This window comes from Leptospiraceae bacterium (genome assembly GCA_016708435.1).
Classification (GTDB): Bacteria; Spirochaetota; Leptospiria; order Leptospirales; family Leptospiraceae; genus UBA2033.
In genome coordinates this window covers 156,426-181,703 of record JADJFV010000004.1, presented here as the reverse complement: position 1 = coordinate 181,703, position 25,278 = coordinate 156,426, and the positions used below count along the sequence as shown (strand labels likewise).

Genomic DNA, 25,278 nt, shown 5'->3' with positions numbered 1-25,278 from the left:
TTGCTTGGTCTATTCGTGAAAATGGGTTTTGGAGTTTCGTAGCTATACTCTAACGTAATACTCTCGTGCAAAAGTTGACCTTACACGCTCTAAAGTCCATGAAACTCGTAGGAGTAATTGAATATGGGTCGGAACTGCATCATTTAATCCCGACTCCAGTAGCATTTCCCAAAATCCGGTAAGATCTAGCTCAAACAAAAAAGTAAAAACCCAACAGCGAGATTTACCAAATGCTAAAGCCAGTTCCCCAATCTCAACCCAATCCGCGTTCGGCACACGAAAGCTAACACGTCTTAGCTCCAATCCCTCTTCTTGGTATTCAGTCTTAATTTTTCTAGGATCGGGTAGCATACCGGAATGAGTTAAAGTCCGATACTTCCAGAGAAGATTCCGAAAATAAATGACAAGACTCTTACCATGCTCTTTCTTTTTTTCCTTCAAAGCCGCGACTAGATGAGCGGGAACTAGGAGAGTCGAAACAGTTTTATCTTTTTTCCAAAGCTCTTCAATTGGAAACGATTTAGAATTTCGAAAAGTAATCATACTAATACTAGGTAAAAAAAGTTCTCGAATGTGCGTTTAATTGATTTTTTATTTAAAAAATCTACAATTTTAAAGAAAACTTTTCCCTTTTGTATTTGGCAAAAAAGAGCATCGAGTCTAGGGATTTTTACTAAATACAACTATGTCCCATATCTCCGAAAAATCCTGCGATAGCGATGTGAGGGCTTGGTCTTATTTTGAAATACGAGCCGGCAGCGAGCATTTCAAAATAAGACGGAACCCACGAGCAGCGCGGTCGGTGTAAATCGTGTAGGGGTTGAATACTTTCAACCCTATTTCGATATGTCCGAATCGCCCAAACCAAAGTCAAAAAATGGTTTATACCTAGACGGTCTAAGAATTAATAACATTATGAATTCTTTTTTTCCAAACCGATTTGATTGCATCGTCGTGGGCGCGGGTCACGCTGGCTCGGAAGCCTCGTATATCGCCGCACGTGGCGGCTTACGCACATTACTCATCACAATGAATATGGACACCATCGGGCAAATGAGCTGTAACCCCGCCATTGGTGGAATCGCAAAGGGGCACATGGTGCGCGAAGTCGATGCGTTAGGCGGTTTAATGGGGCGCGTGACCGATGCAACAGGAATTCAATTTAAAATGCTTAACACTTCTAAAGGACCATCTGTCTGGGCACCACGCGCACAAGCCGATAAGAAGGAATACCAACTCAAAGTAAAACACACTTTGGAAGCCGAACGGCTACTTTCGATTCGCCAGGACACTGTCGAAGATGTCTTGATTGAGAATAATCGCGTCATTGGTGTTCGCACTGGTCGCGGATTTGAAATTTTTACGAATCATTTAATCTTAACAACCGGAACTTTTTTACAAAGTATCATTCATATCGGGACTTATCAAAAAGCTTCCGGTCGTCTGGGCGATGGAACCGTGCAAGGTTTGTCAGAATCACTGCGCGCAGTCAACTTTCGACTCGGTCGTTTGAAGACGGGCACACCGCCGCGACTCAATAAAAATTCTATCGACTACTCTGAATTAGCCATTCAAGATGGCGATGAAGATCCGACTCCGTTTTCTTTTTCTAATGATCGCATTACTCGTCGTCAGATTCCTTGTCATATAACATATACGAATGCTGAAACTCATAAGATCATCAACGCCAATTTAGAATTATCCCCTATGTATTCGGGACAAATTAAATCTACGGGACCGCGCTATTGTCCTTCTATTGAAGATAAAATTGTTCGTTTTGCCGAGCGCGAGCGTCATCAGATTTTTCTCGAGCCTGAGGGTTATGAGACGATGGAAGTTTATGTAAATGGAACTTCGACTAGTTTGCCGGAAGAAGTGCAGTGGAAATTAATTCGTTCTATTAAAGGTTTGGAGCAAGCTGAGATTATGCGCCCCGGTTACGCTGTCGAATATGACTTTGTAGATCCTACTGAATTAAAGCCCACACTCGAAACTCATCGCGTCAAAGGTCTTTACCACGCAGGTCAAATCAATGGCACTACCGGTTATGAGGAAGCAGCCGCTCAAGGTCTAGTTGCGGCTTACAACGTTATACTCTCTGTTCGTGGACTTGAGCCTATGATTTTTTCTCGTTCTGAAAGTTATATTGGCGTTCTTGTCGATGATCTCGTTTACAAAGGTGTAGAAGATCCCTACCGTATGTTCACTTCTCGCGCCGAACACCGATTACTCCTTCGCCAGGATAATGCTGACAAGCGGCTAATGAAATACGGGTTGCAGTTAGGCGTTCTTAGCCGCGAAGATTATGCTCGTATGGAAGAAAAATACGCCCGCGTCGATGATCTCCGTCAAAAGATTTATGCCATGAATTTAAAGCCTTCTCCTGCCTTGACTGAGCTTTTACAATCGAAAGGAATTGATACCATTAAGTTTGGCTCTGATATGGATTCTTTTATTCGTCGTCCTGAAATTTCACTTTTAGATTGTAAAACGATTATTCCTGGCTTAGACTCCATCAGTGACAAAGAAATTAAAATCCTCGAAATGGAAATCAAATACGAAGGCTATATCAAACGTGAAAACCAAACCATCAAAGAGCGCACTCGAAACCTCTCTGTCAAAATTCCGGATAATTTTGATTATTCGCAAATTACTGCTTTGAAAACCGAAGCCATTGTGAAGCTAACAAAGCATAAGCCGCTCACCCTTGAGAAGGCTGCGCAAATTTCTGGTGTAGATCCTTCGGATATTGATATTTTGTTGTTTCATTTGACTGATAGAGCAAAGCAGGAAGCAAGAGTATTATAATTTAGCCCGCGGCAGCGAACCCACCGTTAGGTGTAGATTCATCCCTTTACTGATGGTAATGGTCGCACTGCGCGGCTAATACTGAACTTGCTCTTATTTCAGTTTGGATATCCACCTGCTGTTATTAAAGTAATCGAGCGTGCTAAATATTTAGATGCAATTGATGAATGGGATCGAAGTGGAGATTTCATGCCTATTGCTTGAAAGAAAGTCTTTTGCTTTATATCGAAACCATTGAGAAGAAGATTATTTGGAAGTGAAATGACTGCGTAATCCTTATCTCAATTCAAAAGACTACTCGCCATTCTCCGCTTCTTTAATTCTTCTATTGTTGCCTTAGCATTCTTTCTTAACAATTCCATATCAGGTTGGCGATTACATTTGTATTTTTCACAAATCGCTTCGATTTCTTTTGTTTTAAATTGAATTCCATCTTTAGTAAGGAAATACTGATGCAATTCTTCATAATTCGTAATTTGAAAATCGAGTGCAGCGGCAAATTCATCGAAACCGGGAAGTCTATTTTCTTTGTCGTTGATTAGAACATAGTGAGTTTCATTTAATAATTGTTCGCTCCCAGAAAATCTTTCCTCATAAAAACGTATTTTCTTTTTGTGTAAAAGTTCCTTTGCAGTATCTCGATCGTTAAGTCTATAGCTAAAATATTTATTCCCAATCGCAGCAAGCATAATCAATGCAACTCCTTTTGTATAGATATCTGATGGGTAGCCGGAAATATTCTTTATTGTTAAAATTAAATATGCAATAAACCAAGTCCATTCTGTCACAAATGTCTCTTTCGCAGTCGCTAAAACGACATCCTTCGTAAAATCAGAATACTTTTTTGCTGTAATAGTTTTTCTCTTATAAAGATCCGATTTGTCTTCTTCTTTTTCATTTGCAATCGGAACTCGAATTCTATTTTGCAGTAAACTAATTCTTGTCGGGCGATCATGTTTTTGTGGATCGTCTAAATCTGCTTTTGTTTTTCTTACAAGTTTTAGAATATCATCCAAAATAAATTGATTCTTTTGAGAAACAGAATTGCAATCTCCTCTGGCCTCAATTGGTTTTTTATAATCAAAACTTTTTTCTAATATCTCTATATTTACATTCTTTGTAGATATATAGCGATTAACCCTTTCCACCCAATCTTTACTTGCACTTATATCCCAATCGGAAATGTTTTTACATATCTCTTCTGCAAATTGTTCCGTAGAATTTTGAATTAAAATATATTCCTCTTGAGGTGTTTCAATATCTCTTCCAAATATATTTCTTTCAACCAATGGTTTTAACTTTCCGAATTCAGAAATAGAAGATTCAAATATCTTATCTTCTTGCTGTATCATCCAACTCCATTTTTCTAAACGAGTTGCGTTTTCTGTTGTTGTGCAATTGGAAAATAAAAGTAGAACGAGGATAATGGAAAATATTCTAAAATAAAAACGATCATTGAAGAGCAAATTTTTATGCATGATTCCTTTATTTTTACTCTGTAAAATTTAGTCAATCAATCTCTGAATACTAGATAATTTGATTCGTTATAATGGATGTTTTTTCATTAACCACTGATGAGAGAATTGATTTATTAAATTGAAATAGGGGCTACCACCGATAAACCGCATTCGGGTTTATCGGCGGCAAATATTGATTATTTACTTCTTTTCGGACTCTTTGTCCTTTTCATCTTCTTTGACATTTTCTTTGTCATCAGTTTTATCTTCGTCTTTGTCCTTATCCTTTCCCTTTGCTTTTCCTTTGTTCTTTCCTTTTCCCTTACCTTTGTTCATTTCTTTGCCTTTTTCTTTGTGGTAAGTTTGGATTTCTTCTTCGGTCAGGGAACCGTCTGTGTCTTTGTCCATTTCAGTGAATTTAGTATCATGAAATTTTTGGAATTCTTCTTTAGAAATTTTTCCATTTCCGTCAGCATCCATTTTTTTGAAATGCTCTTTTCCCATATTCCCGCCTTTACCTTTGTGGTCATGTGCAGAAATCGAAAACGTTCCGATTATGGAAATTGCTAAAGCTATGATTAAAAATTGTCTCATTATTTACCTCTTTTTGAGTTCTATTCAGTTAGAAACAGGATAATATAATAAGGTTCCAAAAAAAACAAGTCATTTTTTATTATCCGATCACATCAATAACAATGAGAGCAATATCATCTTCCAATTTTTCTTTGCCTCTAGACCAATTAATTACTGTATTAAGTAAATAATCTCCAAACTCTTGAGCGGATAATCCGCTATTGTCTCTCAACATTTGAGAAAGTCTTGCCTCTCCAAATTGTTCATCTTGCTCATTGATTACTTCGAAGAGTCCATCTGTATAAAGAAAAATCCGATCTCCTTTTTCTAACTGAAACTCTTCTGATTTATATTCTGGATCTTTAAAAACGCAAAGGGCTGCTCCTTCTGGATTTAGAGAAAATAACTTTTCATCTTTCTTGCGATAAATGAGTAAATCTGAATGACCTGCATTTCCAGTTTTTAAAATCTTGCGTTTAATATCAATATACCCATAACAGGCAGTTACAAATTCACCACCTGATTTTCCTTTCAAAATTTTATTCATATTAGAAAGCAATATTTCTGGTTTAGGAAAATTCTGATCTTGAAACCAGAATGCAGGCTTAGGCATCATCTCATCTTGAAACCAAAATGCCGTTTTGAAAGTGGACACTATAAGTGCAGCAGGAACTCCATGTCCCGATACATCTGCAATTATGAATCCTAAATAATCTCCCTTTCTTTGAAAATCATAAAAATCCCCACCTATACTCTCCATTGGTCTATACCAAGCGGCAATATCTAATCCTTCCACTGTTGGAGTTTTATTTGGAATCATAGATTGTTGAATTTTTTTGGCAAGGTCCATTTCATTTTTAAACACACTTAGTTCCGATGCAATACGGAATGTCTTTCTGATCGAATCAATCGACTCCAATTGTGCTTTCTCTAATTTCTTCTGCGCTTCTTTAAATTCAGTAGTATCTTCAATGATACCATCCATATAATCATATTTGTTTTCACTATCGTAATATATTCTAGCAGTTAAAGAAGCGGAAAACAATGAATTATCTTTCCGTCTCAATAATAATTCATATTTGTGACATTCTTTTTTTTCTTTCATCATCTCTACAAATCGAATTCTTTCTTCTGGGTTTGCATACAAGTCAGAAACATTCATTTTCATAAATTCTTCTACACTTTCAAATCCGAACATGCGCGCTATAGCGGGATTAGCCTTTAAAAATATTCCTTTCGAGTCTCCTGTATTTCTATATGCCCCCACGCTTAAATTATTAAACAAAGCAATATACTCTTCTTGCGCTTTTTCCTTTTCTCTTTGTAAAATTTTTATTCTATCAGCTAACGCAAATGAAATTAAAATTGATTCAACGGCTACTCCTATTTGCACCGTATTCTCCGTAAATACATTGACAGGAACAATCTGAAAACGATTAAATGCGAGTAATGTTGCACCAAGTAAAAAAATACACCATGCGAGCAAATAGATCTTAGCCGGCCGATATCCTTTCTTTGCAATTAGAAATGCTGTAAGCATAGATAGAATCGATGAGATTGCAGTGAATAACATTGCCAATTTAATAGCCTTTGCATAAGATATAAAAAAACAAAGTGCCACATTGATAATCGAAAAAAATATGATTGTTAAAAATATTTTATAAAGTAGAGGCAAATTGGTCTTTATCCTCAAAAACGAAATAATGAATGCAGAAATCCCAATATTGGATAGGGCAACAAAAACTGGAATAGATATTTCATTCCAATAAGTATATTCTCTCCAGAAGAATTGGTAACTGATACCATTTAAAGATGTTTCGAATAACGTTACTGAGATTAAGTAGAATATATAAAAGAAATAAGTTTTGTCATTTAAAGAAATTCCAAGCAGTGCGTTGTATAAGATCATCGCAGCCATAATTCCTAAAAAAATCATTTGCAAAGAAAGAAACTTTTGCTCTCTCTCCCAAAAATGTATTTGCTTATGTATCGAAACTGGAAATTGCATAGAGCCATCAGTTTTTACTCTAAAGAAAACTTTTCCCTGCGAGCTTCGGTCATGAAGAGAAAAAACAAAGTTTCTATGATTAATTTCTCTTTGCGCAAAAGGGAGAGTATCCCCGACTATCTTATGAACCCACTCTCCATGACTATTAATAGAAGAATAAGTGACATTATCCAAAAGTGGATATTCTATTTCAAGCAAGTAGGTATCCAAAATCTCACTAGCCTCATAGTCAAAATAAAACCAATATACAGAAGGAGTTATTCCAAAACTTGGAACTTCTTTTTTATTTATTTGGAATTCACCGAGTAGCTTCGGACTTTGCACATCTTCAATTGTAAGCTTACCTGTATTATCCTCTAAAAAATGAATATAAGGACTGAGTTTATAGGTATTGTTTGTCCCATCTATGATAAGCGGATCAGCTAGAATCGCATTCATGCTAAGTAAAATGCATCCTACAAGAAAATATATTGTTTTCATTTTGCGACTCTAATCTCCAATCTCTATGATAGTCTACTTTAATTAAGAGTCACTCCATTTACCATTGTTTCCGTGAAAAAACTTGCGCCTAACGTTCCCATCTTTGAATTGTATTGGAATGTAAAATCAAAATTTGCTAATGTTTTATTTTACTTCTAAGACTTTACCAGACACAAAGCATGTAAACGAACCATTGGATTTTAGAAAATTCCGAATTTGTGCTGGATCCAAAACTAATAGTTTAGGAATATTTTCTTTCACCACAATCGTTTCAGCAGGAATATTCGCAAAACCGTTCGCACTGAATTCATCTTTGATAAAGCTAGCTCGTATGGAAACATCCTGATTTTCTAAAGACTCACCGGAAGAATTAAGGGTTAGCCAAAAAGATGTAGATCCCGATTTAATTAGAATTTTACTTCCCGTAAAGTTTAATGCTCCGGACTTGCTTTGAACAATTCTTTCGATAATAGATTCAATGTTAGACTGTATAGTCTGTCTCTCAATTAATCTTGTTCCCTGGACTTTTTCGTAAACATCACTCATATTATCAGGATGCGGGAAATCTACCTTACCCAGCACTCTTCCTTCTTCGAGCACTCCCATTTCTTTAAAATCCAATTCTTTTGGATTGACTTGTTCTGATTCATCAAAATAAATACTTCGATCGTAGAGGTAAATAGTTCTATACCCCTTCGTCGTTCCTACTTTTTGGAAATGTGTGATTTGCTGTAAATTATTTCCGGCGGACTTTGCTGCCTTCTTATGCATACTCATGGATTTGAAATCAAAAAAGGATCCTGTTACGATAAATGTTTTATATCCCTGCTCTCGAACTGTTTGAACAGCGGATAAATATCCGTAGTCGCTAGAAGAATTGCTCTTTGCATCTGTTATAATAATGAACTTCTTCTTAGCAATCTTAGTCGTCCCTAACTCTGACCTGACCTTAACCAATCCCTGTATAATCCGATCAAGCCCAACATCGCCACTCTGCTTAATCCTACCAAATTCTTCTTTGAGCTTTGCATGATCGAAAGAAGGCTTAACTAATTTAATTGAATTCTCTCCTACAAAGACAGCTCCGATAGAAAGATTTTTTGAACCAGTGATAGATTGAATATAATGAATGGCAGACTTCACTTCTCGCGTCAATGACCCCGAAAGATCAAATAAGAATACAATCTCTTCTTGTGCATTTGCTTCTAGCGCAATACTTGTTTTATTCTTTGGAACAAGAAAGCTCAAAGTCTTCTTTGTATGTTTTTCCATCGCCAAATAGAAGTTATCCTTAAACAGGCTTTCATTGGAAGCGACTACCTTTCCTCTACAATTGTAAACTTCGGACAGGATTGAAATGTTTGACTCAAAATTGATTTCTGTTTTAACAATGAAGTCAGAACTAAACTCTTCGCAGACTCCATTTAATAGCACACTACTAGGCTTTCTATCCATCTCTTCGCCTAACTCATTGACAAACGTTTTTACTTTATCAGGATCTGAAACTTCTACAATAAAGTTTTCATTCGCATAATAGGCAATTAACTCTGAGACACCGGTAGAAAGATTGTCTTTCTTTTTTAACGCAGGTGGCTCTTCCCCTACAACGTATGCAGGCAGAAATGTAACCTCTCTTGCGAATAACGTTGTGTTTAATAATGTAATTAGAATGAATAAGATTATTTTTTTCATGTAAGGTTTTATTATATAATCACAAAGAATACTTAAAATCCGGTCACTGAGTGATTTGCGCAAGTGGTTCAAAAGAAAAACCTAAAACAGTTTAGGTTTTTCTCTCTCCAAACGACTGCGCAAATTGTATCGAAGTGACCTCTATTCCACTCTCATTGTCGGGCTTGTATAGGAATACAATCCATGAACAGAACCTTGTGCTTGTGCTGATTCAGAGCGTCTTTCAAAACGAAGATTTCCATTCTGCAATGCTGCATGTAGTTCTGGAATAGTTTTATATCCCATATCCTGAAAGGATTGACGAAGCCCTTGCACTAGATAAGGAACAAAGTTAATCACTGAGCCTTTATCAACTACTGCACCACTTACACCTTGCGCTACTTTAATTTTTTGGCTTTCGCTAAAGTATCTCTTATCCCCACCGGCTTTCATTGCTTCTAGACTTGCCATACCACGATATTTTTTTAAACGAATTCCATTTTCATAAAAATATTCACCGGGTGCTTCATTCGTTCCTGCAAACATTGATCCCATCATACAAGTAGATGCACCAATCGCAAGTGCGTTCGCAATATCACCGATGTTACTAATTCCTCCATCTGCAATTACAGGAATTCCAAATTGTGCAGCATAACTTGCAGTCATATGAACTGCAGTTGCTTGAGCGCGACCAACAGCCATTGTCTCCTGTGTAATACAAATTGAACCGGGACCCATTCCTACGCGTAATCCATCCGCACCTGCTTCAATCAGAGAGCGACTTTGTTCTTTAGTAACAACGTTACCCGCAATCACATCCAGATTTTTAAAATTTGCTTTGATGAATTTAATCATCTCAATTTGATAACTTGAATTTCCCTGCGCAGAATCAATAATAATTGCATCCACTCCAGCATCGTAAAGTGCTGCAACTCTATCTCTAGATTCAGGCAATGTAGAAACCGCTGCACCGACTAACAGGCGTTTGCTGTGATCTTTGGATGAATCTGGAAATTCTTTATTCTTTTTAAGATCGGAGCGGCTAACAAGGGCAACCAGTTTTCCTTCATTGTCAATAATAGGAAGTTTTCCAACTTTTTTGACTCTTAAAATATTGTTCGCTTCTTTTAAACTAATTCCTACTGGAGCTGTAACTAGATTTGTAGTCATCACAGTTCCAAGTTTTACAGTGCGATTTGGTTCAAAGTCAACGTCTCGGTTCGTTACGATACCAATTAACTTCCCATTGAACGATCCATCTTCTGTGATTGGAATCCCGGAGAATCCAAACTTATCTTTTATATCGTCTAAATCTTCAATTGTATTCTCAGGACCCAAAATAATTGGATCGGTGATGAAACCATTTTCGTATCTTTTAACTTTTCTTACAAAATTTACTTGCTCTGTAATAGAGTTATTATAATGTATTATGCCTAATCCACCTTGTAGGGCTAGCGCGATTGCCATTGCTGATTCTGTAACGGTATCCATCGGTGAACTGATAAGGGGACGTTTGATTGTGATATTACGGCTGACTTTTGATTCTAGATTTACATCGGAAGGATTAAAGTCTATATAGCCAGGGAGAACTAAAAAATCCCTGTATGTGAGTCCGATTTGAGCAGAGAACAATTGCTCTCCGGATAGTCCGTCTTGAACTGGTTGATTTTTAATTATTGAACTGGTCATATCCACAAATAAATCGCCTTGGATTGAATTGCAAGAGAAATTTAATATCGAATTCGATAGGAGCCAAAAGATTTTGGAGATCATTGACAGAAAAATTCGTGAAACTGTAGATATCAAAGAACCTCATAAGCGCGTTGTGATTCTGGCAAAGCATTTAAGTAAGACAGAAATGCAGATCAAGGATACAGAAACCCATGTAAGGCTTCTGGAGCACAATGCCGATGGACTCAAGATTATCATCGAAAAACTAGATCCAGGATTTATTCTAAGAAAAGGGCAGAATCTTGTTTTAACAAAGCTTCTTGGTCGCTATATTCAATTTGATTGCACAGTTCTCGGTGAAAAACCAGGCAATTTATATCTATTGCAAATCAATAAATTTCTAGTCTCGAGTAAAGAAAGAAAGAACGACCGTTTGCATCCTTCTCCCGAGCAAGTCTGGGTCACTAATATTCGAACCAGTGGCGTTACCATCGAAAATACAATGCACACAATTCCAACGTATATGAAGATTAGTTTTACTGATTATGAAAATAGATTAAAAAAAGACTTTGACTATATCAAGATAGATATTTTTAAACCTGATTTAGATGAAAGGTTTCAAGTTGTTAAAGAATCAGGCAAAACACTATTTGTCGCAAATACACAGGACAGAAAAAGTTACACCACATTAGCCGAAGATGATTTTATTAATCTAGAAGATGAGTATCACACAGAAATTCACCAGCTTGTTAATATGTATAAAACTAAAAAGATTGTATCTGAAATCATCATGCCGGTAATTTACGTCAATACACAAAACATTGCAATCCCTTTTGGTTATGTGCATATTCAAAGTCGCACAAAGCCAATCGACCATGACCAAGTAATGGAAATTAAAATTCTAACATTCGAAATGATAGATCGAATTCGGGAATCTAATTTTATTCTAAATACTGGAAAATATAAAATATTGGATTTGTCGAGAGATGGACTAAAGGTAAAAATCACAGACAGAGAGTTAAAGCAACATTTGCCCCATGTATCAGGATTCAATTGTGATATATTTTTTAAAATGCAATCAGCGATAAACGTATTATGTGAAATTCGGTATATCGGGAAAAATCAAGAGGATGATATGATATTGGGTTTGTTGATTACAGGTTTTAGAGAAGGCGATAAAGAAAAATTCTATCGAAGCTTTGCAATTTTAAAGAATACTCCTGCTAAGCCTTACCACTTGCCATAGATTAGGGTTCGTTATTTAAAAAAATCTTTTTGATTAATCTTAAAACCTTTTAGTAGGGAACTTTTTAAAACAGGAGAAGAAAGTTTATTCCATTCTTTTTTATTTTTGTTGATCCAGAGTTCTATTTTTTTTTCTTTAGGGTATACTATCCAATATTCGCTCACCCCATTTTTTAAATATCTTTGCGCTTTGACCCCTAAGTCTCTTTTCATTGATCCTGGAGAAAGAACTTCGCACACTAAATCCGGAACTCCATGAATATGAGTCTTTACGATGTGTAGATTTTCAGAAAGAATAAAACTCACATCAGGTCTAACAACGTCTTCTCCATCCGGTAAAAATACATCTATCTCGGTAACGGCTTTTCCAATTGAATACTTCTTTAAGAAAATGTTAATTTCTGTAATTAAATTTCCTTGTAACTTTCCATGATCAAACTCTCCGCTCGGTGCCAAATGTAGAACTCCTTCTATCATATCGTATTTAAACCCGTCTTCTTCTAAATCAAGATACTCCTCTCGGCTTAAGGTTAAGCCTTCATAGCGTGGCTTGTCAAAAGGTAAATCTATAGATTTTATTTTAGGACGTTTTTGAAGTAATGCAGGCATAGTATAAGAATTAACGCTGTAAGAACATTCTGTCAATAAAAAATTTTGCTATCTTAAAAGCCTAGTTTCAGACGAACTGGAACAAAGGTGATATTTGATGTTTATATTTACAAAGAGATTTCTATTTTTAATTACCATTCCATTTTTTATTTTTCAAATTTCCATTCATGCAAATGATACGGAAAAGACAAATGCTTACTTTCAAAAAATTCGTGATAACCAAGCGATGCTTACAGCATTTTTTAATGGAATGCCTAAGGGTGGAGACTTACATCATCATTTTAGTGGCTCTGTGTATGCAGAGAAATATTTTGAATTAGCAGTAAAAAAGAACTTTTATATAAATTTAGAAACAGGCGATTCATTTCAAAATATTCCTCTCAATTTAGCAAATGACCCAAATGTTCAACCGATTAATTCTTTAATTGAGGCTAAAGGTTATTTGCCAGTAAAACTCAAACTAATTTCTTTGTGGTCAATCAAAGACTTTAAAGAAACACAACAAACGCCGGATAAGCATTTTTTTGAAGCATTCAGAAAGTTTGGTCCACTTATAAAAGGGAACGAAGATGTTTTTCTAAAAGAAATCAAAGAAAGAGCAATCATAGAAAATGTTCAATACATTGAGACAATGTTCTTACGTCCTGACTATGACAAAAAGGATACTAAGCTTGCTGCATTTAGTAGCAAATACATTCCCAATTTATTAAAAATTCAAGAAGAAAGACTGGAATTGGATGGAAAAGAAAAAGCAGAGGTTAAGCTTTCCCTTCTGTTTGATGAAATGGTAAAGACATTAACCGTTGAAATGCAGTATGAAGAAGTCGCTAAACGATTCGCGGAGGCAATCAATATTATCCACCAAAAGTCAAAGCTCCCGGTTGAAGATGAACAGCGAATACTTATAAGATATCAAAATTACATTACTCGAACAGATAATCCTGCAGAAGTATTTGTTCAAATTTTTCTTTCCTTTCAATCAGATAATGTATCGAATTTAATCGTAGGAACAAATATTGTGGGACCAGAAGACAATCCAAATGCAATGAGAGATTACTGGCTGCATATGGAGATGTTTAAATATTTTCATAAAAAATTTCCTATACTAAAATATTCTCTGCACGCAGGAGAATTATCAGTTGGTATCGTTCCACCAGAAGATTTATCCTGGCATATAAACTCTGCACTCTTTGATGCCGAGGCAAATAGAATTGGTCACGGCGTTGACATTCCGTATGAAACAGATTGCTATGCTCTTTTGGAATATATGAAAGAAAAAAAGGTTCCAGTAGAAATCAATATGCTTAGCAATGAATTCATACTTGGAATAAAGAATGATTTTCATCCCCTACTACTCTATCATAATTCTGGAGTTCCAATCGTTATCACAAGTGATGATATGGGAGTTCTTAGAACTAGTTTTACGGAACAATTTGCTATATTAGCAAAACGTTATAAAGAAATTTCTTACTATGATATAAAAGGTTTTATTTATAATAGCATTCAATATAGCTTCCTAAGTAAAAAAGATAAAAAGAAATTGAAGAAGAAAGTAGATAAAGAGTTTGTGAAATTTGAAGAAAGAATTTCCCGAATTCAACGTTGATGATTATTCTTAAATACAATTTCCAAATCTTTGCATTCATAATTGTTAATACTTTTATTGAATGTGCAGATTTCAATTCCGGCTTCTTGATAAAAATAAAACTTAAAAAATGCTTCGCCGGTATTTGAGTCATTTCCCTGATAAACTCTTTCTATACCGAAGATATTATTTTTTATATGAGTCTTTTCTTCTATATCAACATAGAACCGATAGATTACGCCGGGAGTGTTGCTTGGCGTTTGAGTTAAAACTCTTCGAGTGGGATATTTAATTTCTCCGCTAGCACAATTTATCAAGAAAAGTAAAGCGGATAACGAAAGTAATACTCTACAATGATTACTAAGCTTCAAAGTAAAATTCATTGGCAATTCAATTTTTCTTCTTTGTCTACAATGCATAGCATCTTGGTAACCATAACATATTTATCGGGCGCTGGCTTGAATAATACTACTTTATGATTGTCTTCTGATTCAGGGTCTTCTAAAAAAACAATTCCTGATTCACCGGTAGAAATCGCAAAACGAACTAGCTTTAAAATGGGAGGGAATGTATAGTAATAAATATTCTTCTTCCGAGATGTGTTGATTGTTTCTGGAGTTCGAATCGTTGTGACTCTTGTGATTTCATATGTATCGACCGGCTGATTGGGATAAGCCCCTATCTTCTTAAAGTCAGTATACACATGCTTCACATAAATACTATTATCACAATTCAAAAGGAATAAAATAGAAAAAAAGTAAACACTATTTAGAATTAACTTCATCGGACATATCCTTGATTAATAATTCTTCTGTGCATTCCAACGTTGTAGAATTTTTCAAATTGCACTTCCAATAAGCTCGTTTAATTTTATTATCTGAATGCAGCTCTTGGAATTTTTCAAATGCTTCTTTGGTTTTATCTTTTGGAATATAGGCAGAACGAGCTGATAAATAAATAGTATTATCTTTTCCTAAAGTAATATCCCTAAGCGCAAAATAATTGTGATCCCTAGCCTCTTTCACTTGGTTTTTTGTATTACAAAACAAGAAGAGTATCGGAATAATAAAAAGAATCCTCTTTACAATCACTTAATTTGTTTCCTCTGAATGGACAATGATCTAAGATTAGTTTCAATTAATCAAGACTTAATTTGAGATTGTCGCGCATTCAACCTGCTCGAAAATGTAAAGTAAAGGATTTTTTAACCACGAAGGGAAGGGGTAGGATGCGCAAAGTCACCGACCTTCTATCAATTTCTGCATTTTCGAAAAATGGCTAGAAATTTAAGAGAGAAGTTTTTTTATATACCATACCAATCAATAGCATAGATATTTTGCGTATTACCAATTACCCAAAATAAACCTGCCAATTAGTAAATGAGAATTTACTTTTAGCGATTGGTATACGATAAATAGAGATAGGAGTAAATTATGTTCAAATACACAATTCTAACTGTTGCACTAGTAGTATCCCATTCAGCCCTTTTTGCCGTTGAATCATTCAATTACCGAGAAGGTAGTAGTGATAAATTTTTTGTAGAGCAAATCCGAAATGTCAACAATGGAACCTTACAAGAGAAAATTGCAGCCATCGATATTCTTAAGAAGGCAAAAACCAAAAGAGCACTTCGTCCCTTGATTTTAGCCCTCAAAGGTGTTACAACCAATGCTGAGCCAACCAAGAAACAAACCCAAGAAATTAGTCAAAAAGACAATTATACACCGATTAATTTTGATATTCCTGACAATAACAAGCCTATTGTAAAATTCTTAGCTGCACAAGCTTTAGCTGAAATCGGACACGAATTAGCTATTAAACCATTAGCAGAAGCTTATAAAATATTAGGCGAGCAAGTCACAAAAGATAAAGAACAAAGAGTCTATTATGCTGAACTAGAAAAAATGCCTGCTGTCGTAGCTGCGGGAGAGGTTTTAAAGTCTCTAGGCTATCTTCTAGAAGCAACTGATGACAAAGAATCTTTCGATATAGTTGTAAAAGCATTAGACCATGAACATTACTATATCCGCGCTGCTGCAGCAGAAGCTCTTCGTAACACAAACAAAGATGCAGGGATTGCAGCGATTGATACAGCTCTTGGAAAAGAAAAGGATGATTATGCTAAAACCGTAATGCTAGGCTCAGTAGTGGGAATCAAAAAAACCAATTCTGCACATCTTTTCAAGCTTCTAGATATGTTAAAAAACGCTTCGCCTGAAGTTAGAATTAAGACTTCTAGCATACTAGGAGAATTGGGAATAGCAAGCTCTGAAACTTATTTAAGACAAGCAATGATGATTGAAGATAATCTTCATGTGAGAGATCAACTTAGAAAAGACATCGGAATCATTACAGGATATCAAATTCCAAATGCTCCGTCTGCTAGCTATAACACCTCTGGTGATGAGAGAGATAGAAACAAGAAAAGCGACGACGTAAAATAAAAGGATTGAGTCATTCCCTTACTATTCTTGTAGGGAATCTCAACATCAACAAATCCCCGATAAAAGAATTCGGGGATGACATCTAAGTGATGGGAAATACTGGATTTGAACCAGTGGCCTCTTCCATGTCAAGGAAGCGCTCTAGCCAACTGAGCTAATTCCCCATCAATGATTTTTTTATGATTTTAAAAGCGGCGTTTTTTACAATCAAAAATAATTTTCTAGATTCCCATTACCGTATCCACCAAAATAGAATCCCCAAAGTCTTTCTTAAACTCTTCCTTAAGCTGTTCTACTCGCCTCTTCTTTCCTGTATTTCGATAGGCCTGCACCATATGAACAAATATAAAATCCGCATAGGTTGAGTCGTAATTGTTTTTAAGGAAATTCTTTGATTCTATGATGATTTGAAAGTCATTTTTTAACTGAGCAATTCTTAGAAGCTTCAATTTATTGGCGATTTTCTTGCTAGGCTTGTCTTTGAGGGCATTGTCAATAACAGATAGAGATATTGTAGAGCGATTGGCTTTATAAAGCAAGCAGGAGTAGAGATAGAGACCTTTGATATACTTAGGCTTCTTTGATTTTGCCTCTCTGCGATAGATATCACCCCATTTCACGCCAATCTCATATTGATCTGCTAGAAGGGATTTTTCCATAAGCATATAATTTAGTGTATGAAACTTAGAAGAAAGCTCATCTGTGTTTTTATAGATTTTATCTAATACAATATCTAGCTTCTGGAGATCACTTTCTGTGTGAAAGTAAAACTTAATCACCTTATCATCCTGCGAAATCTCTTCCTTGGATTGAATGTAATCGTTTGCTAGCTTTGTAATCTCTTTGTAGTCTTTACGTTTATAAAGTTCTAGAATCTTCTTTAGGGTAGGATTCTCATCAGCCGAAGCAAATAAGGAAAGGGAAAAAAAATAGATTAGAACAAAGATTAATTTCATTTTACCTCAAAGGCTCCTTGCGACAGGACGTGGCAAAACGCAACACGCCCTATTTGACTAAGCTTAACTATAATTAATTTAGATTTCAGCTACATTGGAAGATCCACACATAGGACAGATTAAGTCCTCTTCGTATGCATCCTCTTCGTCTTCTACCTCTAAAGAAATTTTCCAACGATAATCACAATCATCACATGCCATCGTAACAGTTGTGTCATCATACTCTTCTTCTTCCGCATCGTATTCATCGTCAAATTCGTCTTCGTATAACATATAACTCTTCCATTAAAACTAAGTTTTTAAACTGATTTTTAAAACATCTTTCTTAGTCAAGATTTATTTTGTTAGACTTTCCGTAAATGCATTCAGCAGGTCAACCTGCAAAAACATATAAAAAAATGGGGATGTTCTCACACCCCCGAATAAAAGTTTTCTTTCTAAAATATTATAACATAAGCACCGTTGGGTCTAGGCACTCGATTTGGAGATGGATATGAGGAATCATCTTTCGATCCTTGCTGTTATACCTTTTGGAAATATCCTGAGCGATTCCGAGTCTGTCTCCTTGCTTGACCCGTGAACCCAAAACTTTCTTATCTGGAACAAAGTAGAACATCTTTAAACTAAGAGAATCGTTTGCTAAGAGAACGCCTGTATAATCCTTATCAGTGTAGGGAAATGCCTGTCGAATTACAATTCCATCAACAGGACTAACAATGACTTGCCCAGGCTCACAGATAAAATCGATTCCATTGTGTTTTTCTTTTCCTCTCGGAGCGTTGAATAAACCAGACCCAAAATGATCCATGAGTCGAACCGATTTACCGGTAGGAGAAATAATACTAACCTGTTTCATGCTTTCCTCCCTGTCTTGGGTGTAAAAAGTTTGGTATATAAAAACAGAAATCCTTCTAAGAGTCCAGAATTGGCAAGAGCCGCAAAAAACAAAAGCAAGACAAGCGGAATCTCTGTGGGTAATCCATAAATCGGGAGGGTAACGAACGTATACCCCTCGCGGGAAAGCTCAAACTGAATGATACGAATATTTAGAGCCATTAAAGCAATTCGTAAAATATTTTTAATTGTGATGAGTTCTACAAGTCTTGTAAGAAAAGAAATGAGAACAGCGAGAAGTTTTTTTGAATCTTCTTTTTGCATATATAAAATGTCCTTTAATTTTAATTTGTATTGTTTGAGAAGAGCCAAGTGAGATGTCCCTTCTGATTGGAAAACAAAGTGCAACATTAAGATTGCCTTTGGTCTTCCTTCTTGGTTCTTGATGAGTGAATATTGAATCGACTTACAGGTATTAAGCGAAGATACAGGCAAATCATTGTAAATCTCTGCCCCTCCTTCTTCGAGTGCCTGATACCAATTAAAGAATCCACTTGCTTTGGGAATTCTCTCAGAATGTTGAAAACTAATTCCATCCCGTAAACTAAAGGCGGTAGGAATAAAATAATCTCCAATTAGCTCATAAAGAACTACTCTATCCGAACCAGATAGAACTAATAACTGAGCAAGCTTTTCAATCTTTAAAATCTTAAAGCGAATAGACTGAAAGAATCCTTGATAACTAAAATAATCATGCATGAGCTTGTTTTTAAAATAGAATAGTGCAATAAATAAAATAGCAGATACTAGCTCGTATACATTCTTTTTGATATTTACCAATAGATCAGTCATGCTGTCCGCCTGTGTGCGATTGTGTAAGTTATAATCTCCCCCGCACCATCGGGTAGATTTATTGTAGCAGAGAGTTCCTTTCTTTTGACATCGGAAACATAAACTTGCTGTATTCCTTTCGCATAGACAACACAGAGAACATAATAACTATTATCCTGTAGATTGTCTGGTTCCCATTGAAAGGTAACTTTCTTGGGAGAGGAAATAACCTGTAGCCCTATGAGTTCCTTGAATACAGTATTGGATAATACCAATTTGTCGTATTCTATAGAAACATTGTCTAGAGTTGCGGTTACAAAGGAAGAATTCAAAGAATAGAAAAGGCAGCTTTTATTGTAGGCTCCAGGTGGTAAATGATACCTGATTGCTGGTCTGAATATTTGAAAAAGCTTTCCGACTTGCGAAAATCGTTTTCGGTTGATGATTTGCTTTTCACTTTCTTTGTCTTTGTATTTAGAAGGCAAACTTCTAACGAAGGTATTACCGTTTCTCTGATAATAGACAACGTTTCCAAGTTTACCTGAAATATGGTTGTGTAATTCTTTTGATATTTTTGCCATGGTGGTTACTCAGTAGTAGGCGTTAGAATCCCCCTTGATCCCCCTTTGCGAAAGGGGGTTTTGTTCTAAGAAGTGTCTTTCTGTAAAAAGTCACTCTTCATCGAAACCCCCTTTTTTAAAGGGGGACAAAGGGGGATTAAAAAAAAGCCTCCTTGTTAAACTGTTACAACTCCTACGTATTGGGTTGCACTGGAAATCTCTGCGTTGCCTGTGAAGGCATAGACAAAGACTTGTTTGGTAGCCCAAATGCTAGGAACGGATAATGCTGCGTTACCGGTAGAACGAATGGAGGCAGTGTTGGCATAGGATTGTTTAAAAGCCGGACAATATGCAACTATAGTCACTTTATCCGTGCCATTTCCATAATTGTCATAATTCCAATTGACTGTGATGATCCTCCCAGCTATGGAGACGCCTAGAGTATCTAATACTTCTAACCTTCCTCGACTGAGCACAATCATTGAATTATCCACAACTAAAGCCCCGGCAGTGCCAGAGAGATTTGAATAATTCAACTTTCTAAAAAGATTGTAGTCAGTGACACCTTCTGCCTTTCCATCCAAACCGATTGGGATGACGTGTGCAAATGCACTGGCAAGGTTTGACATTGCCTTAAACTTTTCTCTTACAAAGAGCTGTGCAGTGGTTGGTGCTGCTTTGCTACCTTCTGACTTTGCCTTGATAACAGTCTGTCCGTTCCAACCTGAAAATGTAATGTCGCCAACTGCTCCGCCAACGTTACCTAATATTTTTTTTGTTAATTTTCCCATATAAATAAGTTCCTTTTTCTCGCCCCGATCTTTGCGGGGCTGAGTTATTTGATTTTAATTGTCGTCCTTTTTCGCATCGTGTGGCTAATGATGATTATGCCACTATACAGTCATTTCGAACCGAGCCAAAGCGAGCGTGAGAAATCTATCTGACAAAAAACGATAGTGTTAAGCAAGATAGACCTCTCACGGTGAGGCTGTTCGAGGTGACCGTTCTAAGCCACAACCATCTCTTTTGTTTTACTAAATCCTTCTTGAATCATGAGATTAGTATAATCACGATTACCCGGAAGAATAACCTCTACAAGAGCACGTCCATATTTTTCTGTGCCATGTAGTTTAACTTCTACTTCCTTATCCAGAAGAAGTTCTGAGGCTCTGTCTTTTGCCAGGATTCCTCTTACTCTTTCTGAATCTGTTTTCGGTTTGAAGATTTCCGGTGTGTCGATTCCGAACACGCGAAAATGTCTTGTTATTGTTACGTCAAATCCAAGATCTACTTCTCCTTTGAATGTATCGCCATCGATTACCTCGATGACTTTTGCTTTAAATACCAGTTTTGAAAAATAAAGTGTAACTTTTTTCGGAAAAGTGGTATTCCCAATTGCCAAAATGAGATTATCAAATATGGGATTTGAAGTTGCCTTTGGCAATTGGTATAAATTGAAAGTAATTTCATAAAAATAATTTCCTTAACTTACTACCTCTCCCCATCTTTTTATTATTTGTGGTATATGCTTGTTTTCCCCTCTTCTAAAATCCCCTATCCCCTTTGCGAAAGGGGAAAAGGAGGGAAGTGGATTATCGCTGTTATGCTCTTATAGCAAGCCTTGCTGTAGTTCAGTTAAAATAATCTTCGTGATAGGGTCTTGAAAACTAAAAAGAATAAAATAAGTAAAAAATATTTTTTTCTAATAATTACGCAGTTCGACCAATAAGTGGTTCAACTGCGTAATTAGGAGCTAGTTACACGGTCATCGCATTCGTTCTGGTAAGATTTTTTAACACAAGGAACACAAGGGTTTCACAAAGAGCACAAGGTATGAGAGGTATATTGAAATTAACCCCGTGTATACAATGCGTATAAGAAGACGTTTACTATTGTGCAATTATGATGGGGCATCAAACTCGGTTATGATACCATCTAAACTCCTGAGCCAGATGGACTTTGCACCGAGTTTAATGCGGGTTATCCACTGTCTTTGAGTTATAGTCTTCTTATCGGAAGGTAAAAGGAAGGGTAATGCTTTGTCATTCCCGCGCAGGCGGGAATCTAGAATTAGACAAAGATTTGTGTGTTAAGTATTATATGATTCAAAGTCTGGATTCCCGCCTTCGCGGGAATGACAGGGGTAATTATGATTATCCGTTTTCATGAAATGTAAACTTACTCAAATCCTTCAAGACACAACAAAGCAAAGTATGCGTTCCTTTCAAAGAAAGAAAATACCGATTATCCTCAACTTTCTTGCCATAGACCAGATTAAGACCTAACCTACATTCTTGCATGAGTTTACCAAAATCAGAGGAAGGTATATAGTGATTATTCGCTACTGGTAAAGCTTTCGAAAGTTCGAGAAGTTCTATGAAGCATGTTTTAGAAGTAGTATCTCCAACATAATTATCATGAAGCAAAACACGAAGCTCGGAGGTTTCGACTTTGAATAAAATATCATTGTCCAATTCAGAATGATGAAGAGTAAATTCGAGGACTTGGTTTTCATACTTATAAGAGAGAAAAGTAGAATCGCCACTGGTAGAAATGATTTGATTTAATGTAAGTTCTGAAATATTCATAGATTAAAATGTCGAGCGAATTCTGCCCATTGTCCCCTGTTTACAATTTTGTCTTTTAAAAATAAATGTCCATTACAATTTCTAATGGAATAGTTTAAATGAGGAAACTTAGAAGAGCCGGGTCCCTTGCCCCAGTCTCCATGATTCCAATAGACCTTATCCCCTTTCGGATTCTTCCATTCTAAAAGAATTCCTCTTTTTTTATCGTAGATATTTTCCGTATCATGCCCCAAACGATCCCGCGCCCAAATCAAGGCTTTGTTTTTATCCTTAAACAGAAAATCCGTTTTTTCACAATCCTTTCTCTTAGAAGACTGATAGATAATCCGACCACCAGAAAAAACAGTTTTAAAATCTAAATTCTCACAGTTGTCTAAATAAATTCCTCTAACAGTCTGCAAGAGTCTACAGTAGATTACCCGCTCTTCTTTGGTCAGTGCAATCTCAGAATCTATCTTGTATTCTAAATTCACCAGGGTGAATAAATCATTGCTTGGTTTCGGTGTCTCAGATAAGAAAATAGTCAAGACGAAAAATCCCACCACGAAGATAATTAAGAGTAACCCCATCGGTGGATTGGCGTTTTCTGTTGGTCGGTGTTTTGTTTTTGGCGGTGTGTTCGTGAGTTGCATCGGTGGTCTCCTTTTGTTTGGTGGTTGAGTGGTATATTATTTATAGTGAATAATTAACAATTACTAATAATAATTGTTAATAGTAAACAACAAAAATAGTTAAAAGTTAATAATTTTAGTGATTGAAAGTTAAAAATTAAGGATTTTTGATGAAAAAAGAGGCAATCATGGTAGACAAAGAAAAAACAATCTTTTCCATTCAAGTTCCTAATGAGATGAGCGAGGAGTTAGAAGAAGAAACCAAAAGAAAGTCTAGGTCTAGGAATTTTATTGTCAATCTTGCTTTGAAGACTTTTCTTGAGAAACCGGAGAAGGATAGAGATAAATTGTATCCGTGATTTAAAATAATCATTCCATATGTCTATTACTACTTTAAATTTCCAGAGCCATAAATTTAGTTTTCCAATTTTTTGAGATAGACAGAAAAATGCTAAATTCATAAAATGCTAGAGATGTCAGCATTTCGAAGGTGTTTTTTTATTTAATACATTTTGTAAAAAAGGGGCTAATAGTGGAATTAACAGAGTTTAGAATAAGCAATTACAGATCAATTAATAATAGTGAATGGATCAAAACTACAAGGATAACACCCCTAGTTGGTCGCAATGAAAGCGGCAAGACTAACATATTAAACGCACTATATAATCTCAATCCTGCTGACGGAAAAATGACGAATTTTAATAAGGTAAAAGATTTTCCAAGAGATCGGCATCTTTCTACATATCAAGATAACTTATTGGTAGTAGAAACAAAATGGAATCTTATAAAATCTGAGATGGATGAGTTTAAAAGTAAATTTTCTATTCAAAAACCCATTGGTCAAGTTTATATTGGTAGGACATACAAAGCAGCGTACATTATTAATATTGATAGGTTGGAAGAAAAAGATTTTATTCAAACTGCGGAAGATAGTTCGCAAAAAAATATTAAAACGGACATCGATAACTGGGTTCTATCCATTTTGCCAAAATTTATTTATTTAGCCGACTACCCCGATTTGAACGGTCACGCAAATATTGAACAATATATAGCAAGGAAAGCAAATGGACAGAATAATGAATTAGATAAGTATTTTGACAAACTCATGAAAGTATCAGGATTAAATCCGCAAGAATTACAAGCTTTACAGTCGCAAAGTTATGAACTTCGACAGCAACTAACTAATCGAGCTGGAGCAGTAGTAACAAAAAAAATAAAAGAACTTTGGAAAGATAGAGCTCTTAAAATTCGATTCAACCTTGATGGTGGACATTTTGATACTCTCATTTCTGATCCGAATGCAAGTTATGATGTAGAGGTAAATTTTAATGAAAGAAGCCGCGGTTTTAAATGGTTTTTCTCTTTCTACATAACTTTCGCCGCTGATACTATGGATGGTATAGCTAAAAATGCCATTTTGCTATTAGACGAACCAGGATTATATCTTCATGCTGTGGCACAAAAAGATTTACTCAACCATTTTGCAAAAGATTTTACAAATCAAATACTATTTACAACACATTCGCCGTTTATGATTCCTATAAACTCTATTGAGTCTATTCGAACGGTAAACATTGAAACAGAGAGGGGGACATATGTAAATAACGATCCACAAGGAGACGATAAGACTCTGTTTCCTTTGCAAGCAGCTACAGGCTATGATATTACACAGACTTTATTTATAGGTGACATGACCTTAATAGTAGAAGGAATAACAGATTATTGGTATATATCTACTATATCACAACTATTACAAGAGAAGGGAAAGAAATGCTTGGAACGAAAAATTGTGATAACTCCAGCAGGTGGAGCAACAAAAATTACCTATTTAGTTTCCCTATTAGTTTCACAGAATTTAAAAATAGTAACCTTATTAGATGCAGAAAAAACAGCAACAAATGCTGCAAACGAAATGCTTAAATCAAAGCTATTAAAGGAAGACAATATAATTTTCGTAAATGAAATTGATTTGAAGATATCTGAAATGGATATTGAGGATTTAATTGATAATGATGTATTTGATAAGCTTGTAAAAGAAGCATATCAAAAAGAGTTAATAGGAAAAACTTTGGCTTTAAACAATTCCATTCCAAGAATAATACATCGGTATGAGAAGGCATTTGAAAATATTGGTATAGATTTTTTTAAAACTAGAATAGCGAAACTGTTCATTCAAAAAATACCAAGTAATTATTCAAATTTGTTACCTCAGGTTTCTGAAGAAAAATTTGAGAGGCTATTTGATTCAATAAATAAGAAATTTAATAAGGTTATCGCAAAACAAAAAACTCCATTTAATTAAATAAATGCGAAATCACATCATTTGCAATACTCATAAAAATATACC

At 35.7% G+C, this 25,278-nt stretch carries 26 protein-coding genes and 1 tRNA gene; 7 read left to right on the top strand and 20 right to left on the bottom strand.

All coding sequences use genetic code 11. The features are described from left to right. Positions 1-42 precede the first annotated feature (42 nt). Complete coding sequence (locus IPH52_09075) at positions 43-543, bottom strand: DUF1564 family protein (GenBank protein MBK7055191.1); 501 nt, start codon at positions 541-543, stop codon at positions 43-45. Between the two features lie 372 nt (positions 544-915). On the opposite strand from IPH52_09075, the gene mnmG reads away from it, so the two are divergent. Together mnmG and IPH52_09065 are read left to right on the top strand one after the other, a co-directional pair. Beyond that, on the top strand, positions 916-2,808 hold the full coding sequence (mnmG, locus tag IPH52_09070) for a tRNA uridine-5-carboxymethylaminomethyl(34) synthesis enzyme MnmG (GenBank protein ID MBK7055190.1): 1,893 nt from the start codon (positions 916-918) through the stop codon (positions 2,806-2,808). A 36-nt stretch (positions 2,809-2,844) separates the two neighbouring features. After that, positions 2,845-3,012, top strand: a complete 168-nt coding sequence (locus IPH52_09065; GenBank protein ID MBK7055189.1) for a Fic family protein — start codon at positions 2,845-2,847, stop codon at positions 3,010-3,012. 77 nt (positions 3,013-3,089) lie between these two features. On the opposite strand, the gene IPH52_09060 is transcribed toward IPH52_09065, so the two are convergent. The 5 genes from IPH52_09060 to guaB all read right to left on the bottom strand — a co-directional run bounded on the left by IPH52_09060 (position 3,090) and on the right by guaB (position 10,686). Then, on the bottom strand, positions 3,090-4,286 hold the full coding sequence (locus IPH52_09060) for a hypothetical protein (GenBank protein MBK7055188.1): 1,197 nt from the start codon (positions 4,284-4,286) through the stop codon (positions 3,090-3,092). Between the two features lie 180 nt (positions 4,287-4,466). Further along, positions 4,467-4,859, bottom strand: coding sequence for an EF-hand domain-containing protein (locus IPH52_09055; GenBank protein ID MBK7055187.1), 393 nt, complete (start codon positions 4,857-4,859; stop codon positions 4,467-4,469). A gap of 79 nt (positions 4,860-4,938) precedes the next feature. After that, positions 4,939-7,326 (bottom strand): SpoIIE family protein phosphatase, encoded by a 2,388-nt coding sequence (locus IPH52_09050; protein MBK7055186.1) that lies wholly within the window; start codon positions 7,324-7,326, stop codon positions 4,939-4,941. Between the two features lie 144 nt (positions 7,327-7,470). Further along, entirely contained in the window at positions 7,471-9,018 is a 1,548-nt protein-coding gene (locus IPH52_09045) for a hypothetical protein (protein MBK7055185.1), read from the bottom strand. 141 nt (positions 9,019-9,159) lie between these two features. After that, positions 9,160-10,686 carry an IMP dehydrogenase gene (gene guaB, locus IPH52_09040; GenBank protein ID MBK7055184.1) on the bottom strand — a complete coding sequence of 509 codons (1,527 nt, stop codon included), beginning with the start codon at positions 10,684-10,686 and terminating at the stop codon, positions 9,160-9,162. A 73-nt stretch (positions 10,687-10,759) separates the two neighbouring features. Here guaB and IPH52_09035 point away from each other — a divergent pair, with 73 nt between their 5' ends. Further along, entirely contained in the window at positions 10,760-11,914 is a 1,155-nt protein-coding gene (locus IPH52_09035; GenBank protein MBK7055183.1) for a DUF1577 domain-containing protein, read from the top strand. A gap of 11 nt (positions 11,915-11,925) precedes the next feature. Here IPH52_09035 and IPH52_09030 read toward each other — a convergent pair whose 3' ends face one another. Continuing rightward, positions 11,926-12,522, bottom strand: a complete 597-nt coding sequence (locus tag IPH52_09030) for a Uma2 family endonuclease (protein MBK7055182.1) — start codon at positions 12,520-12,522, stop codon at positions 11,926-11,928. A 97-nt stretch (positions 12,523-12,619) separates the two neighbouring features. On the opposite strand from IPH52_09030, the gene IPH52_09025 reads away from it, so the two are divergent. Further along, the gene (locus IPH52_09025; GenBank protein MBK7055181.1) at positions 12,620-14,128 is read left to right on the top strand and encodes an adenosine deaminase; all 1,509 of its coding nucleotides are present in this window, start codon (positions 12,620-12,622) and stop codon (positions 14,126-14,128) included. On the opposite strand, the gene IPH52_09020 is transcribed toward IPH52_09025, so the two are convergent. The 3 genes from IPH52_09020 to IPH52_09010 are packed head-to-tail and all read right to left on the bottom strand — an operon-like array spanning position 14,119 to position 15,198. Further along, the gene (locus IPH52_09020) at positions 14,119-14,490 is read right to left on the bottom strand and encodes a hypothetical protein (GenBank protein ID MBK7055180.1); all 372 of its coding nucleotides are present in this window, start codon (positions 14,488-14,490) and stop codon (positions 14,119-14,121) included. The two genes, IPH52_09025 and IPH52_09020, sit on opposite strands and share 10 nt — an antisense overlap. Beyond that, positions 14,487-14,891, bottom strand: a complete 405-nt coding sequence (locus IPH52_09015; protein ID MBK7055179.1) for a hypothetical protein — start codon at positions 14,889-14,891, stop codon at positions 14,487-14,489. Before IPH52_09015 ends, IPH52_09020 begins: the two co-directional genes overlap by 4 nt. Next, a complete protein-coding gene (locus tag IPH52_09010) occupies positions 14,872-15,198 on the bottom strand; it encodes a hypothetical protein (GenBank protein ID MBK7055178.1) in 327 nt (108 codons plus the stop codon). Before IPH52_09010 ends, IPH52_09015 begins: the two co-directional genes overlap by 20 nt. Positions 15,199-15,540: 342 nt before the next feature. Between IPH52_09010 and IPH52_09005 the strand changes: the two genes are divergently transcribed. Then, positions 15,541-16,551 carry a hypothetical protein gene (locus IPH52_09005; protein MBK7055177.1) on the top strand — a complete coding sequence of 337 codons (1,011 nt, stop codon included), beginning with the start codon at positions 15,541-15,543 and terminating at the stop codon, positions 16,549-16,551. A gap of 90 nt (positions 16,552-16,641) precedes the next feature. Here IPH52_09005 and IPH52_09000 read toward each other — a convergent pair. The 10 genes from IPH52_09000 to IPH52_08955 all read right to left on the bottom strand — a co-directional run bounded on the left by IPH52_09000 (position 16,642) and on the right by IPH52_08955 (position 22,952). Then, positions 16,642-16,715 (bottom strand) — tRNA-Val (locus IPH52_09000). 57 nt (positions 16,716-16,772) lie between these two features. Then, positions 16,773-17,507: a hypothetical protein gene (locus IPH52_08995; GenBank protein ID MBK7055176.1), complete on the bottom strand. Its 735-nt coding sequence runs from the start codon at positions 17,505-17,507 to the stop codon at positions 16,773-16,775. A 78-nt stretch (positions 17,508-17,585) separates the two neighbouring features. Further along, positions 17,586-17,780 (bottom strand): hypothetical protein, encoded by a 195-nt coding sequence (locus IPH52_08990; protein ID MBK7055175.1) that lies wholly within the window; start codon positions 17,778-17,780, stop codon positions 17,586-17,588. Between the two features lie 172 nt (positions 17,781-17,952). Next, a complete protein-coding gene (locus IPH52_08985; protein ID MBK7055174.1) occupies positions 17,953-18,363 on the bottom strand; it encodes a peptidoglycan DD-metalloendopeptidase family protein in 411 nt (136 codons plus the stop codon). Further along, positions 18,360-19,193 (bottom strand): hypothetical protein, encoded by an 834-nt coding sequence (locus IPH52_08980; protein ID MBK7055173.1) that lies wholly within the window; start codon positions 19,191-19,193, stop codon positions 18,360-18,362. Before IPH52_08980 ends, IPH52_08985 begins: the two co-directional genes overlap by 4 nt. Beyond that, positions 19,190-19,753 carry a hypothetical protein gene (locus IPH52_08975; protein MBK7055172.1) on the bottom strand — a complete coding sequence of 188 codons (564 nt, stop codon included), beginning with the start codon at positions 19,751-19,753 and terminating at the stop codon, positions 19,190-19,192. Before IPH52_08975 ends, IPH52_08980 begins: the two co-directional genes overlap by 4 nt. A gap of 155 nt (positions 19,754-19,908) precedes the next feature. After that, a complete protein-coding gene (locus IPH52_08970; protein ID MBK7055171.1) occupies positions 19,909-20,523 on the bottom strand; it encodes a hypothetical protein in 615 nt (204 codons plus the stop codon). Positions 20,524-20,738: 215 nt separating this feature from the next. Next, positions 20,739-21,176, bottom strand: coding sequence for a thermonuclease family protein (locus IPH52_08965; GenBank protein ID MBK7055170.1), 438 nt, complete (start codon positions 21,174-21,176; stop codon positions 20,739-20,741). A 709-nt stretch (positions 21,177-21,885) separates the two neighbouring features. Then, positions 21,886-22,320: a hypothetical protein gene (locus IPH52_08960; protein MBK7055169.1), complete on the bottom strand. Its 435-nt coding sequence runs from the start codon at positions 22,318-22,320 to the stop codon at positions 21,886-21,888. After that, positions 22,317-22,952, bottom strand: a complete 636-nt coding sequence (locus IPH52_08955; GenBank protein ID MBK7055168.1) for a hypothetical protein — start codon at positions 22,950-22,952, stop codon at positions 22,317-22,319. The genes IPH52_08960 and IPH52_08955 overlap by 4 nt, the downstream gene beginning before the upstream one ends. Positions 22,953-23,101: 149 nt before the next feature. Between IPH52_08955 and IPH52_08950 the strand changes: the two genes are divergently transcribed. Together IPH52_08950 and IPH52_08945 are read left to right on the top strand one after the other, a co-directional pair. Further along, positions 23,102-23,290, top strand: coding sequence for a hypothetical protein (locus tag IPH52_08950; protein ID MBK7055167.1), 189 nt, complete (start codon positions 23,102-23,104; stop codon positions 23,288-23,290). Positions 23,291-23,463: 173 nt separating this feature from the next. Next, complete coding sequence (locus tag IPH52_08945) at positions 23,464-25,233, top strand: AAA family ATPase (GenBank protein MBK7055166.1); 1,770 nt, start codon at positions 23,464-23,466, stop codon at positions 25,231-25,233. Positions 25,234-25,278: the final 45 nt, after the last annotated feature.